This is a genomic window from Microseira wollei NIES-4236, from assembly GCF_020521235.1.
Taxonomy (GTDB): Bacteria; Cyanobacteriota; Cyanobacteriia; order Cyanobacteriales; family Aerosakkonemataceae; genus Microseira; species Microseira wollei.
Genome location: NZ_BLAY01000125.1, coordinates 1 through 14,222, shown reverse-complemented (window position 1 = coordinate 14,222; position 14,222 = coordinate 1). Strand labels below are relative to the sequence as shown.

At 47.7% G+C, this 14,222-nt stretch carries 14 protein-coding genes; 5 read left to right on the top strand and 9 right to left on the bottom strand.

Annotation, left to right across the window (positions count from 1 at the left end; all coding sequences use genetic code 11):
• Positions 1-22: 22 nt before the first annotated feature.
• The 4 genes from MiSe_RS32465 to MiSe_RS32450 all read right to left on the bottom strand — a co-directional run bounded on the left by MiSe_RS32465 (position 23) and on the right by MiSe_RS32450 (position 3,586).
• Positions 23-271, bottom strand: a complete 249-nt coding sequence (locus MiSe_RS32465; RefSeq protein WP_226587902.1) for a hypothetical protein — start codon at positions 269-271, stop codon at positions 23-25.
• Positions 264-2,450, bottom strand: coding sequence for a serine/threonine phosphatase (locus tag MiSe_RS32460; RefSeq protein WP_226587900.1), 2,187 nt, complete (start codon positions 2,448-2,450; stop codon positions 264-266). Before MiSe_RS32460 ends, MiSe_RS32465 begins: the two co-directional genes overlap by 8 nt.
• Before the next feature lie 221 nt (positions 2,451-2,671).
• Positions 2,672-2,941: a hypothetical protein gene (locus MiSe_RS32455; protein ID WP_226587898.1), complete on the bottom strand. Its 270-nt coding sequence runs from the start codon at positions 2,939-2,941 to the stop codon at positions 2,672-2,674.
• A 51-nt stretch (positions 2,942-2,992) separates the two neighbouring features.
• A complete protein-coding gene (locus MiSe_RS32450; protein ID WP_226587896.1) occupies positions 2,993-3,586 on the bottom strand; it encodes a pseudouridine synthase in 594 nt (197 codons plus the stop codon).
• Between the two features lie 108 nt (positions 3,587-3,694).
• Between MiSe_RS32450 and MiSe_RS32445 the strand changes: the two genes are divergently transcribed.
• Positions 3,695-5,236, top strand: coding sequence for a SagB/ThcOx family dehydrogenase (locus MiSe_RS32445; protein WP_226587894.1), 1,542 nt, complete (start codon positions 3,695-3,697; stop codon positions 5,234-5,236).
• A 787-nt stretch (positions 5,237-6,023) separates the two neighbouring features.
• Entirely contained in the window at positions 6,024-6,389 is a 366-nt protein-coding gene (locus MiSe_RS32440; RefSeq protein ID WP_226587892.1) for a response regulator transcription factor, read from the top strand.
• 71 nt (positions 6,390-6,460) lie between these two features.
• Here MiSe_RS32440 and mnmE read toward each other — a convergent pair whose 3' ends face one another.
• Both mnmE and MiSe_RS32430 read right to left on the bottom strand, forming a co-directional pair.
• Positions 6,461-7,849 (bottom strand): tRNA uridine-5-carboxymethylaminomethyl(34) synthesis GTPase MnmE, encoded by a 1,389-nt coding sequence (gene mnmE, locus MiSe_RS32435; RefSeq protein WP_226587890.1) that lies wholly within the window; start codon positions 7,847-7,849, stop codon positions 6,461-6,463.
• Between the two features lie 5 nt (positions 7,850-7,854).
• Positions 7,855-8,199, bottom strand: coding sequence for a helix-turn-helix domain-containing protein (locus tag MiSe_RS32430; protein WP_226587888.1), 345 nt, complete (start codon positions 8,197-8,199; stop codon positions 7,855-7,857).
• A gap of 166 nt (positions 8,200-8,365) precedes the next feature.
• On the opposite strand from MiSe_RS32430, the gene MiSe_RS32425 reads away from it, so the two are divergent.
• Positions 8,366-8,845, top strand: coding sequence for a hypothetical protein (locus MiSe_RS32425; RefSeq protein WP_226587886.1), 480 nt, complete (start codon positions 8,366-8,368; stop codon positions 8,843-8,845).
• 8 nt (positions 8,846-8,853) lie between these two features.
• Here the strand turns inward: MiSe_RS32425 and MiSe_RS32420 are convergent, their stop codons facing one another.
• Positions 8,854-9,225, bottom strand: coding sequence for an alpha/beta hydrolase (locus tag MiSe_RS32420; RefSeq protein WP_226587884.1), 372 nt, complete (start codon positions 9,223-9,225; stop codon positions 8,854-8,856).
• 238 nt (positions 9,226-9,463) lie between these two features.
• On the opposite strand from MiSe_RS32420, the gene MiSe_RS51345 reads away from it, so the two are divergent.
• Together MiSe_RS51345 and MiSe_RS32415 are read left to right on the top strand one after the other, a co-directional pair.
• Positions 9,464-9,592, top strand: a complete 129-nt coding sequence (locus MiSe_RS51345; RefSeq protein ID WP_264196742.1) for a hypothetical protein — start codon at positions 9,464-9,466, stop codon at positions 9,590-9,592.
• 320 nt (positions 9,593-9,912) lie between these two features.
• Positions 9,913-10,137, top strand: a complete 225-nt coding sequence (locus MiSe_RS32415; RefSeq protein ID WP_373872921.1) for a hypothetical protein — start codon at positions 9,913-9,915, stop codon at positions 10,135-10,137.
• Positions 10,138-10,588: 451 nt separating this feature from the next.
• Here the strand turns inward: MiSe_RS32415 and MiSe_RS32410 are convergent, their stop codons facing one another.
• Positions 10,589-12,058 carry a serine/threonine-protein kinase gene (locus tag MiSe_RS32410; RefSeq protein ID WP_226587880.1) on the bottom strand — a complete coding sequence of 490 codons (1,470 nt, stop codon included), beginning with the start codon at positions 12,056-12,058 and terminating at the stop codon, positions 10,589-10,591.
• Positions 12,059-12,383: 325 nt separating this feature from the next.
• Positions 12,384-13,796 (bottom strand): hypothetical protein, encoded by a 1,413-nt coding sequence (locus MiSe_RS32405; RefSeq protein WP_226587878.1) that lies wholly within the window; start codon positions 13,794-13,796, stop codon positions 12,384-12,386.
• Positions 13,797-14,222 lie beyond the last annotated feature (426 nt).

The window sequence follows — 14,222 nt, the reverse complement described above, 5'->3', positions numbered from 1 at the left end:
TTAGTTAGTTATTATTTAGTCGTCAGTTGTCAGTTGGAAAGGGAGATACATGTTTGCGACACGCTGCGGGTGTAGCGTATCGCTGAAGCGATAGCTTCGCTTCACGGCAAGCGTTGCCGTTCCCCGTACCGAGTAGAGCGGCACCCGAAGGGTAGGCTAGGGTAGCTATCGCTGCAAAAATCGCATTTGTAACGATATTTTTGGCTGCTTGGCTCAAGATTATCTGATCGGAGCAGTCCCGACTGACCGCTGACCGCTGACAATCAGCCATTACTAAATTTAGCTTGCTCTAGATCCGGTCGGACTTTCGCCCGGATCAAAACAGCGGTGATGTTGTCGTGACCGTTGTACTGGTTAGCCAGTTCAATCAGATCGTTAGCACCCCGGTCAAGGTTGTTGCGGGAACTGATCAGGGGTTTGAGGTGAGTTTGCCAATTTTTTTCCACCAGGTCATTATCCGAAAGGCCATCGGAACACAACAGCAGTAGGGTATCTTCGTCTAGTTCAAAAAATTGTACGTCGGGGATGACGAATTGCGCGTTGCGCGGGCCTAAAGCTTGGGTGAGTTGGTAGGCGTCGGGACGGGTATAGGCGATTTCGGGAGCGACTCCCCGGGCAATTTCTCGCTGACCCACTTCGTGATCTACCGTCAGCTGCTCTAGACCAGAGGTGCGACTGATGCGGTAGAGGCGACTGTCTCCCACGTGGGCGATCGCGACAGTAGTATCTTGAACCAAGACCATAACCAGAGTGGTTCCCATCCGTCCGCTACCAGAGCGGGCATCCTGTTGATTCAGGTCGAACAGCGCTTGATTGGCGTGCAGCACGCCTTTGCGAATGCAGTCTTCGTCGGGTAGTTGGTCTTGCCACTGAGTTTGAAAGTATTCGAGCAGGGTTTTTACCGCCAAGGCGCTGGCGACCTCACCCCCAGCATGTCCCCCCATGCCATCGCAGAGGATATAAAGCCCTTTTGCCTGTACGGTTCGACCGAAGGGGTTTTCCAGCTTGCTGATTTGGGTTTGAATACCAAAGTAGTCTTCGTTGTGCCGCCGCGATCGCCCTACATCTGTGCGACCTGCATCTTCCAAGCTGAGCAACTGCATAGGCAGAACTACTGTGGGTGCATCTTCGCCGCCCTCACCACCACCTGGATATGGATGCAGTTGCGTAGTCTTAGGCGGCTCTGGTATGTCTTCAAATTCTGCCTCTAAGTTGGGATCGGGATCGAGGGGAAGCATAGCTGAGGTTAGAGTCAGGTCGGTTTGAAGTTCGCTGGCAATTTCGTCTAGGCGCGATCGTAGCTGATCGATGCTGGCAATTGTATCTGCCTGAAGGTCGCTCATCAGCTGACCCATTGATCCCAGCAGCGTCCTTCCGGTTTGCCGAAATAGATGCTGCCAGACTTGCCCTAAACTTTTTAGCGTTAGGGTTTGACCTGGAGGGTCTTCATACAACTGTTGCAGCACTAGGGTCTGGTCTTCATCTACCCGCAAATTCGTCAACAACAGCAGGCTTTGACGACAGTTGAAGCGTTCTGTGGCTGACCACAAAGATGCCATATCGTAGAGTATGTGCAACAGCTGCATTTGGGGAATCTGGTCATCGCGCCACAGGTCTAATAGATAACCCCAATGAGGGTGGTGTTCTAGCAATATTACTTGCGTCCCGTTACTAATCCAAGCATCGTGAACTGTTGGGATCGCTGAGTTGAACTGCTCTTTTAGCTCCAAATAGGGTAGCGCGATCGCTGGTATGGTACTTGCTTCCTGGTGATTGAAATTTGAGCCAGCGTCGTTGCTCTCAATGTTCTGCCGTTGCACAAGTAGCACCTCCAGGGGAGACGCTTGCAGGGGCATTCGATCCAACACTCTTACTACCTGGATTGATGAGTCATTTACCAGCTTCATCGGTTCTTTGAGTTGATAGCGCCCCTGGGAATCTAAATAAGCCACCATTTCCGAGTCGGATGGCCAGAGCGGTTCGCCACTGTTCCCCAAAGCGGTAAAATTTACAGCGTTCGTCCCTGTCAGATTGGTGTCCGGGGACAACATTGGCACCTGATTATCTGGCGTTTGGTACCCCGTCACAATAGAATTGATTGGTTTTTCTGGGATCAGATCTGGTGCTGGCAGCTGGGAGGCGTTGTTTGCTGCGGTTTCTGGGAGCGAGGTGTTGGTCGAATCAAACTTGAGCGGTTCAACGTTAAGAGACGGGCTAAATTTTTCCGACTCAAGATTGTTGAATGAAAATGGTGGCGAATCACTCGGACGCTTCAAGATCGCCCACCACAGGGTTCCGGTGAAAGCACCGCAATTGTGGCAATTTTCGGCACTGTAGGTGACAGAGGTGCCGCATTCCGGACAGGTTTTGTGGGTCAGGGAGGTGCCGCACTGTTGACAGAACTTGTTGGTATCCGGGTTTTCAAACTGGCATTGGGGACAGATAAGCATTTTGGGGATTTCCTCTATTCCCAGGGTGAGCCTTTTAATAGTTTTTGACTTTTTTGGGGCAGGTTGGCGATATTTTTCTTCCCAAAATTATGTCTCACGGCGCTGCCCGCGCCGAGTTTTGAGTTAAGTTACTTAAAACTATTAACCTATAACTCAACACATATAATTTTTCTGCGAGCATGGCTCTGTGTCCAGGTTAACTAATATAACCAGGACTGGTGTCAGCCAGCGTTCGCTTTGCGTGCGGTCGGCATATCCCGTTGTGCTTGGAGTTTACAGTCGAGCCGGTTTGCTGGTAACGCTCTGGCTGCGAGAATCCTAGTGGGTGTGGTTATGCACCAGGAATGCGAGGGCAACGGACTTGGCAAGACTGGCGCGACTTGGAAGGGGGAGCGGGAATAATCTTCCTCCGTACCAACTAAAATTAACGAAGTCAACGCCGCACCTTGGGATAACAGGTGACCGTTGACCGCACCCAACCCTACTAGCAATTTTCATGCTTTTTGATCTAAATCCTGAATATTTATCCAATTTCCTCTATCCTATAGCCGACAAAGGCTTAGCAATTGTTTGAGTTCGGTGCTGGTGAGGTCGCGCCACTGACCCGGTTCTAGACCCTTGAGGCGCAGGTGAGCGAGCGTTACCCTGACCAGTCGCAGGGTGGGAAATCCTACCGCTGCTGTCATTCGCCGCACTTGACGGTTGCGCCCTTCTGTGAGTGTTATTTCTAACCAAGCGGTGGGTACGTTCTTGCGAAACCGGATCGGGGGATCGCGCGGTGGTAGTTGGGGATCTTCTGGCAATAGATGCACTTTGGCGGGTCGGGTGCGGTAATCTTGAATATCGACGCCAATTCGCAGTTGGTTTAAGGCGGCGTCATCTGGAATGCGTTCCACCTGCACCCAGTAGGTGCGTTCGTGGTGGTATTTCCGATCGCTCAACTTGTGCTGAAGTAAACCATCATTGGTCAGCAGCAGCAACCCTTCGCTATCTCGATCTAAGCGTCCCACTGGATACACATCGGCAACCGGAATGTAATCTTTTAGCGTGCGCCTTTTTGTCCCACCGGGATCCGTATCGCTGAACTGGGTTAAAACGTCATAGGGTTTGTAAAACAGCATGTATCTTTTGGTCATGGGAAAAGTTAAACTTTTTACCAATTACCAATTACCAATTTTGTGGAAGACTTTTAAGATCGCACGTGTCAAAATCAAAGGCAAGTGCAGTAGCATCCCCAAACCTGTATGGCACAATTGCGAGAATCTATCGCTCAACATTACCACGAGCGTACTAAATACGACCCAGAGACAATATCGACAAAAAGTCAGGGGTTAGACTGGTCAAAACAACCTTCACCTTTTAAAGAATACAAATTTGGCACAACCTTTGACCTCAAACCCTATCTGAAGGACACCTTAGAGTCAAAAAATCCATCCGACACCCAGAAGTGGTGGCGGCGTCTATCGCGGTTGCTGTTTTGCAGCTATGGCTTAACCGCTAGAGTGCCGACGATGTTCGGAGAACCATTGTATCTGAGGTCAGCACCTTCTGCTGGGGGATTGTATCCGGCAGAGGTTTATCTAATCTCGCGGGGTACGCCGCTACTACCGCCAGGACTTTACAACTACCAGTCTAAAACCCATTCCCTGATTCATTTTTGGGAAGATAGCGTCTGGACTGGGTTGCAATCCGCTTGTTTTTGGCATCCGGTTTTAGAAGCTACTCAACTAACACTCGTTACGACAAGTGTATTTTACCGCTCGGCGTGGCGCTACCAAGACCGAGCTTACCGGCGAATTTTCTTGGATACGGGGCATTTACTGGGCAATATTGAATTAGCTGGCGCGATCGCTCAGTATAGACCCCACTTAATCGGTGGATTCGCAGATGAGGCAGTCAACCAGTTACTTTACCTCAACTCGGAGCAGGAAGGAGCGATCGCGGTTATTCCCCTGGCAGATTTGCTCGATGTGAAACAAAACTTGCCCCTGGCGCCGACAACCTTGCCAACACCTCCTCAAATCGATTATCCTAATCTGCTGGATGGGGAATTGCTCCCATACTTCCATCGGGCAACCCAGATCGAGTTGTCGCCTTCACGGCCCCAAATTCCCGCTGTTGTCGAACCAGAAAAATCCCTGGAAGATAAGTATAATTTTCCTTTTTGTTTGAAGGTTTCGACACAAACATCCCCGATTGATTGGGGAGAAAATTTGCAGGTGCTGGAAAATACTATTCTCCGCCGTCGTTCTACTCGTGCCTATACGGGGGCGAATTTGACCCTGGATGAATTGAATGCTTTGCTTGATTTCACCTATCAACCCCAACACTATATCGATGGCGGTTTGGATGCTTCGCCCGACTATTTTGATTTGAGCTTAATCGAGACGTTTATCGCCGTGTCTGGGGTGGATGGTTTGGAAGAAGGTTGTTACTATTACGCGCCTCTTGCTGAGGAATTGCGACAAATTCGCTTTAAAAACTTCCGCCCCGAACTGCATTATCTGTGTTTGGGACAAGAGTTGGGACGGGATGCGGCGGCGGTGTTGTTCCATACGGCAGATCTGAAACAGGCAGTAGCAAAACATGGCGATCGCGTTTACCGCTACCTCCACATGGACGCCGGTCATTTGGGACAACGGCTGAATTTAGCCGCCATTCGCCTCAATTTGGGCGTTAGCGGCATCGGCGGTTTCTTCGACAACCAGGTCAACGAAGTCTTAGGTATTCCTGCGGATGAAGCGGTGCTTTACATCACCACCCTGGGGCGTCCGCGAGCGCAATAAGCAATGGGTGGGACGGCATTTTACAACCTTTGGTATAGACCAAAAGTAGGGGCGGGTTTTACCAACCTTACCCGTGTCACCACTTGCATATGCTGTAAAGCTTGCCCCTACTATAAGTAGAAACCCAGAACCGCTAATCGGCCTTGTCAGGAATATCCGTAAAAATGCGGTTTTTTTGGCAAGTATGTCAATTTTTTCGATATAAGTATGTTTTTTTAAATAAAAATGTCAAGTTTTTTGGCTGTATTTGGCGATTTCTGGGTGTACCACCGTAATATCACCTACTTTTCTCTCGGATAACGCCCTCGCTCGGCTCAAATTAAATGTAAATTATTTAGTATTTGTGAATCAACGGATAAACAGGCCGGGTCATTTAAAGATTAAGTAAAGAAAGTCTAGGGTTGCATTTTTTCTCTTTTTATGCTTTAAACTAATATAAAGAGCAAAATTTCAGGTAGAAAATTTACGGAACCATTTGAGGTTATTACATCCTATCAATGCTTTCTAAAGTAAAGAGTGGGTATAATTACCAAAGGTAAAAATACAGAAATACCTAAAATTAAGTAAAGCTACTAGATGTTGGCGACTAGAGAAATCAAGGACTAAGCTCGATATAGCGAACAACGATCTCCAGATGTTAGAACCGCTCCCCAACCTAGCAGGTAGCAAAATCCAAGTTCGGTAGAAGTATATAGGTTCTATCTGGTGAAAAATCAACAACGCTGGCTGTAAAATATCTTTTGCCGTTAAGTTTTGAACTCGGAAATCGGAAATTAGATGGGGTGTTATGAGTAAAGTTTTGGTTGTAGATGATAGTCCGATGCAACGGGAGATGATCTCAAGGGTGCTGAAAAACGTAGGGATCAACGTTACAGTGGCTAGCGATGGGTTGGAAGCGCTAGAGCAAATTCAGCAGAATTGTCCAGATTTAGTAGTTCTGGACATCGTGATGCCTCGGATGAACGGTTACGAAGTTTGCCGCTGGCTGAGAAGCAACTTAGGCGAAAATTTACCCGTGGTGATGTGTTCGAGTAAGCGAGAAGAATTCGATCGCTACTGGGGTATAAAGCAGGGTGCAGATGCTTATATTGCTAAGCCTTTCCGCCCCCAAGACTTGGTCGTGACGGTGAAGCAATTGTTGCGGGTTAGGTAATGGCAGATTGATGATGGCAGATTGCAGATTTAAAGTAAATCTAAAATCTAAAATCTAAAATCTAAAATTCCCTATTTCCCAATACAAAACCGGCTAAAAATTCGGTCGAGAACTGATTCGGTGACTTCCTCGCCGGTGATTTCTCCCAAAGCTTGAATTGCACCCCGTAAGTCAATTGTCCAAAAATCGAGGGGCAGTTGATTGGCTACTGTTGTTTGCACTTGTTGTAAAGATGTTCGGGCACGGGTTAAGGCAGCGGCTTGTCGTTGATTGATTGCCACATCGAGGTCGGCGGCTTGGAGGTTCCCCGTTTGGACGGCTGCTAATATTGCTTTTTCTAAGGCATCTATCCCTTGGTTACAGGCAGCAGCGGTAAAGATTTTGGATTTGGGAATGCAGATTTTGGATTGCAGAATTTGTTTTTGAGTTTCGTCGATTAAATCGGTTTTGTTAATCACTAAAATAACCGGACGGTGTTGGATTCTTTCGTAGATTTCTTGGTCGTCTTTTGTCCAACCTGCTTGGGCGTCAATGGTAAGTAAAACTAAGTCGGCAGCAGAGGCTACATTGCGCGATCGCATCACTCCGATTTGTTCTACCACATCCGCTGTTTCCCGCATCCCGGCGGTATCCAGCACTTGTACCGGAATGCCCCCAACGACTAGCTGGGATTCTACAACGTCCCGCGTCGTGCCGGGAAGGTCGGTGACAATCGCGCGTTCGCACTTACTCCAAGCATTCAACAAGCTGGATTTTCCCACATTGGGACGCCCGACGATCGCCACTTTTAACCCAGTCCGCAATAATTCTCCTTGCCCCGCCGTTGCTAAAATTCCCTCTACTTCTGCTAAAACTTGCCCTATTTGCCCTTTTATTGCCGCTTCATCCAAGGGTGGCAAGTCTTCCTCAAAATCTATCCTCGCTTCTATTTCTGCCAGGATATCAAGGCAGGTAGCCCGTAATTGACGAATTGGTTTGGCTAATTTCCCCTGTAACCCAGCCAGTGCCATTTGGGCTGCTTGCTTTGATTTCGCCCCTACCAAGTCGGCTATACTTTCGGCTTGAGTCAGATCTAATCGTCCGTTTAAAAATGCCCGCAGGGTAAATTCTCCCGCTTGTGCCAACCTCGCCCCAGCTGCGATACACAATTGCAGCACTTGCTGGACTGCGGCAATCCCGCCGTGACAGTGGAACTCTACCACATCCTCGCGGGTGTACGAACGAGGGGCTTTCATTATTAATAGCAATGCTTCATCTACCACCTGCTTTGTCTGGGGGTGGCGGATATAGCCGTAAAGGATGCGGTGACTTTCCCACACTTGACTCCCTGGTGCGTGGAAGATCGCTTTGGCTATTGCCATTGCTACCGCACCCGATACGCGCACGATACTAACGCTACCTTGTTGGGGGACAACGGCGGTAGCGATCGCTGCTATTGTATCCCCTGTCCCCAGCGTCATAGTTGCTATTTTTTCCCTTTTGTGGTATTGGAAACTTCTTCCCGCACCAGCATTAACCCGTACAATTCGCCTAACGTATAAATTTCCCCCGTTTCGGGATTTTGGGGTTCTAGGGCCACCCGTAAAGTTTCCAAGGTGTCAGCCTGTATTTTGGTGACAAACCCATTTTCTATGCCATTTGCCGTGCTAGCAGGCAAGCCGCAATAGGCTTGTAGTTCTTGGAGACTCCAGCCCTTGGCTTCTCTGGCGTTGCGAAGGATTTCGCCAACTCGCATTACTCCCTGAGAGTCGAATCGATATCGACCTATCGTTTGCCGCACTCGACCCTTTCCCCCAGTCTTCAACTGCATCAACTTAGTGTTAACTCGACCTATCTATGCATCATTGTAGGCCACGAAGCCCCTTGACATTCGGCGATATATCGCATATACTATATGATAAGCAATGAAAAGTCGTCTGTACCCGGAGAGATGATTTTTGTGCTTGACGCAAAGAAACGGCAAGGAGAGAATGACAATGACTCGTAAAAAATGCCAGAAAAGTGCAAAGCGCTCAAAAAACCAAAGTCTGATTACTGCGGGGAAAATCAGCCCGATTAAATGGAATATTTCTCAAAGCGAGGCTGAAATAGCACTTAAAGAATTTGGTATCCCCGTGTTAGAAATAAAGCGGGTAACGTGCCTGAAACATCAGGTATGCATATCCTATTGGAATACAGAAGGGAAAGTTTGCAGTTCGTTTTTCAGCTATCGAATTTTTGAGCGTTGGCAGAAGGCGGTGGAAGAAGTAATTGCGGCTTGCTGCACTGTTGAAGAATGGGAGAATTTGGGGGATATAATTCAGTACGAGCTGATAAAGTTCTCGTATCCTGTAGAAATGGCGAATCAGATTTGGGATGCCTTGCTCGAGCGCTGGTATCCGATTAAAGCCACAAAGCGGATGTTAGAAGAATTAGCAGATATGGAGATGGCTCAATTGAGCGATGCGCGCGCCTAAAACTTTGCCTATGTAAAAACTGCTCTTAATCCTCTACTAATTGTGGCTGGAATAACGGATATATGAGTCTCGTCCTCAAAGATATGCGTTATCAGTTCCAGATTGTTATATTGCCTATCTTGCATTACCTTAACCATCTCCTGGAAACCGGCGACCATAGGTTCGCTTTCCCTGGAACCTACTGACATGAAGGCAATAGCTGATAAACCAGCGTTGTTGGGGGCAAAATCTCTTTCATACTGGAGAATCGCTGCATCATCCCACCATACAGTTGGGCTGCCAATGATATAACGCCGAAAAGTATGCGGTTGGTGGAATAACACGTAAAGTGCGAACCAATCTTCAGGAATAGTTCTGTAAGTTTTATTGACAAAAGGCATTAGTTATTGGCAAATAAATTGGAGAAAATTTGCCGCTTTACCTGAACCAACATATTTGGGCGCATCAGGTTGTACAGCTTTAAAAGTTTCTGATGGTATAGTCTCGCATCCTCAAAGCTGCTTTGTGCAAAACTATCGATTGGATAGCCAATACCAACAACGATAATTTCAGGTATTTCCTTTAGTATCGCCAGAAAGCGATCTGTCTCTGTAACCGTGGTAAAGGACAGGATAAGCTTTGCCAGAATTAGCATATGTGTGGGGAAGAGCAACAAAGATGCGGAATTCTGGCTCGACATTTAATGACGAGATCGACAACATCTCTGTATTAACTCAAGTTGCTAGTTATCTCTCTCACAGCGGCTAATGGCTAATGGCTAATGGCGAGATTGGTAAAAATCCTATATTAGCAATTAGCAAGCTTGCAATTAGCAACGCCGAAATTTATAACTAGCAACTTGCGTTATTAGGGATTGTGACTTGCGGACGTTGTGTTGACACAGTTCCCGACTGCGACTTACTCCGGAAGATACGATACTTCTACAACAGTTCCGTGGACAGATAGCGCCTATTCCGGTTAAACCTCTGGGATCGAGGCTGGGTGTAGCGGTAATATTAAGGTTTGTGAAGGTAAAATTGAATGGGAGATGGCTTTTTTAGCCTTGCGGAAAAGTCCGTCCTGCCGTTATGGAGAATGACTCGAAGAGGTGTACCGTGACTGTAAACTGCGCCGTAGACTGCGTCAACGGTTGCGTTCTGGGGGACAAATGCCCTAATAAGGAACATGCAGCCGAAGCATCGAAGTTCATCAGCGAGACTTCGTTGGATAAAATGCTGGAAATTGCTCAGGAAGCCTTGAGAAAGAAACTCTCCCAACCGCCGAAATGGGTTTTTCCCGACGAGCAAAAATAGTTCATGGGGCAGGTGAGATTGTGGGATTGTGGGATTTTAAGAGAGATTTAAGGCAAGATTATCGTTTCCAGGCTAAAAGCAAGTTTAACTTGCCTCGCAAACTTCCCCACTCGCCGTTAGCGGTGGTGATGGTGCTTCGACTGTGCCAGAGCTGTGAATCTCTCTTGGAACAAACGAACAATTCTGGTAAGCTTGTATTGGTTAGCAGCCCACCGATTGACAGTGAAAGTCAGGCATTGCCGGGACCTCCAAAGTTGGGGAAGTGTACAAAGAGCATTCAAAGTTCGTTTGTTGAGTAGTACGCCGGGACACGGCGGAATGGAAACAGCCTGTGGGAGTCGGTCTACCGGGGAAAGAACCACAAGGTTCGATCTAGGCAAGTGGCGTTGATCCAGGAAAACCTAATCGTGAGATTGGGAATCCCCATCCGCCGGGAGCGGTGGGGAGGATGTCAAATCCCCTCGCCATTTTCTAACCGATCTAATAAAGCAGAGGCTGTTTCGCGCCAACGTTGGCGATAGTTGGCATCTTCTGGCTTACCTGTGAGGCGGCGTCCTTTTAATTGGGGGTATTTCCGATAGAATAAGGCGTCCACTTGACTGTTAAATTCTACTTCTGCAATTCCCAATGCTTGGCGGCGCTTGACAATTTCATTTAATTGTGCTATCTCTTGTTGACCTAGAGATGGGGATGGCAGAGAAATCGGCGGTAAAGAGACGGGCAAGGATATACTGGGGGGTTGCCAGCGGGAAATACCCGAAACGCCGGTGTTGACGAAAGTCCAGACTTTGACTAAACCCCAAGCGCCCATTCCCAGCAGCAACACCAATAACATGCTTTGAAAAGCTGCTTGCAAGTTAGCCAAAAGATCGTTGTTGATGGGAGACTGGGGAGAGTTTGGCGGACGCATTTTTGTCGTGGTGGGACCAGAAACAACCCTGCTGAGGTGGCGCTGTATGCGTCCGACAAAATTGACCGTTTGCATCTGGGAGACGGCGTGGGTAGCAACTGACCACAGTTTGGGACTAGCGGCGGGGGGGGGGGCGGGGACGGGGGAAGAAAGGTTAAGGTTAGCGGAATTTAATGCTTGCAGCACATCTGCGGCGGTAGAGTAGCGATCGCGCGGTCGATACGCCAACATTTTATCCACCAGATTGCCCAAACCCGAACTCACACTCACATGTTGGCGCCAGTGCCAAGCTGCCTTAGAACTATCGTAAAGCGCTTTCGGATCTTTACCCGTCAGCAATACCAGTACCGTCACCGCCAGCGAGTACAAATCGCTACTGGGAAAAGCTTGCCCGTGTTGAATTTGTTCCTGGGGAGCAAAACCTTCCTTACCCAACAGCGTCATCATCGGGCGTCCGGTAGACTGGGAAATAATCGTAGTTGCTGCTTGCTTAACTGCCCCAAAATCAATTAATACCGGCAACTTGTCCCCACTCCGCTGAATCAGGTTTTCCGGCGAGATATCGCGATGCACCACACCCAAAGAGTGAATGTACTGCAATACTGGTAAAATTTGCCGCAATAATTGGACAACTTCCGCCTCGCTAAACCGCTGCTGGGGGTGGGACTGTAACAACTCGGTATAAGTTTGACCTTCGACGTAATCTTGGACTAAAAATAAAGCTTCTCTATTCCCCACATTCATCCGCATTAACTCGCGGAAGCGCGGAATTTGAGCGTGTTGCAGTTTATACAGCACCCCCGCTTCGCGCTTGAACAATTCTTCAGCTTTTCGCACCTCGCGGGGGTCTTGTACTTGAGGCGCAAATTCCTTTAAAACGCAATACTCATTATAGCGATTGAGGTCTTCAGCTAAGTAGGTGCGCCCAAAGCCACCATACCCCAATTCGCGCACGATGCGATAGCGCTTTTCTAAAGTTGACCCAGCGGTAAGCGGCGAGGATTTTAACATGCTTCACACCCAGGGAGAGAGTCGGACGGTAAAATAGACAATTTTAAACCTACATTGATTGGATACAGGGACAGGCGTACCCAATCCGGTCGATCTATTTTAGATTTTGGATTGTAGATTTTGGATTGTCTGGTTGGGGGAGTACAGATTTTAGATTGACCCCTTCCAGGGTGGGTGCGTTCAAGGTATATTACAGCATCGTCTGTGTGCGCTTTTCAAACTGTAACGATCTGTAGGGTGCGTTATCAGCGGAGTACGGCACCAAAAACAGAATAGTAGGTTAGGTTTTGTTGCTCAACCCAGTCAGAAACCGGGTTTCTTTACTTTATTTTCGGGCAATCTGACGCAGTTGAGAAGATTCTTCTAAGATTTCTTCCACGCCTTTTTCTTCAATTCCCTTGACGTAGTTGATTTTAATTTCTTCTAACATGTCTACGAGTAAAGCTTGAAGTTCTTGGGTATTTTCCTGTTTCTGTAACTCAAATTCCAAGGCAGTTTGAAATTTTTTGACTAGACGCGCAGTGAGTGCGATGAATTCTGGATCTTCCAGGGCGGTTTCTAAGGTGTTTTGGGTGGTTTGAGAAAGGGATTTGGCTAAATTTTCGCTCAACTGGTGGGGGAGTTGATTTAAACCGGGGAGGTTTTTAAATTGTTGGTAAATGGGAGATTGCTTGAGAATTATTTCAATAATCTGATGGACTAAAGCTTGGAGTTCGGGCTGAATTTTAGGCAGAACATCGTAGACGCTGAGGTAGATGAGACGGGAGGCGATCGCTTGCAGTTCGTCGGTATTATTCACCGTAATATAAGCGCGGCGAGATGAAGACTGAAATAACCACCTAGTCGCATCACCCCGCCCAATTGCTTCTTGCATTTGGTTGACGATTTCCACTCCCACAACTTCAGTCATTTCTCCGGCAAAGTTTGCCACAAAATCGCGGTTTATTTGCTGGCGAATGGGTTCTAAATTGATTAAATCGGTTTGTTGCAGTCTTATCGTTACTGGAATAACTCTCACCCATCGCCCAAAGGGAAACATTAAGAAAATATCGTACCACCGCCTCAACATTGCTTCGAGTAAGTTTAATTGGGGATTGCGGCGACTAATAGCGATAGTGCGGACTAGGGAATCTAGGGCGAATAGGGTAACAAATGGTAGGTCAAGTTGCCAAAAATCATCGAGAAACTTGCCATTGATTCCCAAACCGCGATAGTAGTTGGTTTCCATCAGCGGTTTAACTTCGGTATTAAAGAAATCGAGTTCTTTTTGCCAACCTGCTTGGGAGAGATAAGCTTGACTCCACAAGGTATCAAAAGCAGCGTGGATGGAGTTTTTATGGGTGCGATCGCGTATAAGATTCTTAATCTTTTCTAACTGCCCGCTTTTATCCGCCAGGGCAAATGGATTTTCTTCAATCAAGCGGTTACTCAACAATCGCAATTCACCCAGCGAGGTTTCTACTTCCGGCGAATCTAAATTAGTTTGCTTTAGCTGCGCTGACAATGCATTTACCTGGTTAAGATATCTCTGGGTATCTCGATGGGGTTCAATTCCCTTGACTTGGTCGTAGACTTGAGTCAGTTTAGGAGTATATTGCAGGTAAAAATCCCGCCAGGGAATGTAACTGAGGTCAAAAAAGACTAAAATTAAATTAATTAAGGCTATCATTGCCATCAATCGCGATAACCAACGGCATCGACGGACAGGAGATTGGTTGATAGCGAGATTTGATGTCATAGGGGAATTTTAGCTGGAAATTTGCTATTAAAGCTTGACTAAGTAGGTCAGTATAAATCAACTCCGATCCCTGGCGGGCGAGACGCCCGCCCCACAAGAGAGTGGCAATCTTTGTGGGGTGGGCATCCTGCCCGCCCGACAATAGAAGTAATAGAAGAGAGTGGCAATCTTTGTGGGGTGAGCATCCTGCCCGCCCGACAATAGAAGTAATAGAAGAGAGTGGCAATCTTTGTGGGGTGGGCATCCTGCCCGCCCGACAATAGAAGTAATAGAAGAGAGTGGCAATCTTTGTGGGGTGGGCATCCTGCCCGCCCGACAATAGAAGTAATAGAAGAGAGTGGCAATCTTTGTGGGGTGGGCATCCTGCCCGCCCGACAATAGAAGTAATAGAAGAGAGTGGCAATCTTTGTGGGGTGGGCATCCTGC